This is a genomic window from Streptomyces sp. NPDC007917, assembly GCF_042959105.1.
Classification (GTDB): Bacteria; Actinomycetota; Actinomycetes; order Streptomycetales; family Streptomycetaceae; genus Streptomyces.
In genome coordinates this window covers 1-1,025 of sequence record NZ_JBIBKK010000090.1, presented here as the reverse complement: position 1 = coordinate 1,025, position 1,025 = coordinate 1, and the positions used below count along the sequence as shown (strand labels likewise).

The following is a 1,025-nucleotide window of genomic DNA, read 5'->3' as shown; positions in this document are numbered from 1 at the left end:
AACACCACCCGCCCATACCCACCCACCACCCTCCCCGCACTGTTCGAACAACAAGCCACCCGCACCCCCGACCACACCGCACTCATCTGCGACAACGACACACTCACCTACCGCCGGCTCAACGAACAAGCCACCAAACTCGCCCGCTGCCTCATCTCTCAAGGCGTCGGCCCGGAGCGGATCGTAGCGGTCAAGCTGCCCCGCTCCGTCGAGCTGGTGGTAGCGCTTTACGCGATTCACAAGGCCGGGGCGGCGTACCTGCCCATCGACCCGGCCTATCCGCAGGACCGCATCGACCACCTCATCGAGGACGCCCAGCCCGTCCTGGTCATCGATGAGGGAACGTATGACTCGCTGAGCACCCGGCAGGTGCCGGACGCCGTGCGACTGCCGTCCGCCAGGGAGCTCGACCCGAGGAGCCCCGCGTACGTCATCTACACCTCGGGCTCCACGGGCCTCCCCAAAGGCGTGGTCGTGCCGCACGAAGGCATCGTCAACCGGCTGCTGTGGATGCAGGACGCATACGGTCTGGACCGCGACGACCGGGTCCTGCAGAAGACGACGTCGAGCTTCGACGTCTCGGTGTGGGAGTTCTTCTGGCCGCTGGCAGTGGGGGCCACGCTCGTCCTGGCCAAGCCGGAGGGGCACAAGGATCCGCAGTACCTGGCGTCGCTGATCCAGCAGGAGGCGGTCACCACGCTCCACTTCGTGCCGTCGATGCTGGAGGTCTTCCTTCAGCACGACGCGGCGCGAGGCTGTACGGGGCTGCGGCGGGTCTTCTGCAGCGGTGAGGCTCTGTCGGGCGACCTGGCCAGGAGATTCCACACAACCCTGGACGCCGAGCTCCACAACCTCTACGGCCCGACGGAAGCATCGGTGGACGTGACGCATTGGCGGTCCACACCGCTCCACGCCGAGGGGGCGATGGTGCCGATCGGCCGTCCGGTGGCGAACACCCGGATGTTCGTACTGGATGCGGGGTTGCGGCCGGTGCTGCCGGGTGTGGTGGGCGAGCTGTACATCGC

The 1,025-nt window shown here is 67.2% G+C and carries 1 protein-coding gene; it reads left to right on the top strand.

Annotated features, from left to right (window positions below; genetic code table 11):
- A partial coding sequence (locus ACFZDL_RS47240) for an AMP-binding protein (RefSeq protein ID WP_391194645.1) occupies positions 1-1,025 on the top strand: 1,025 nt, incomplete at both ends.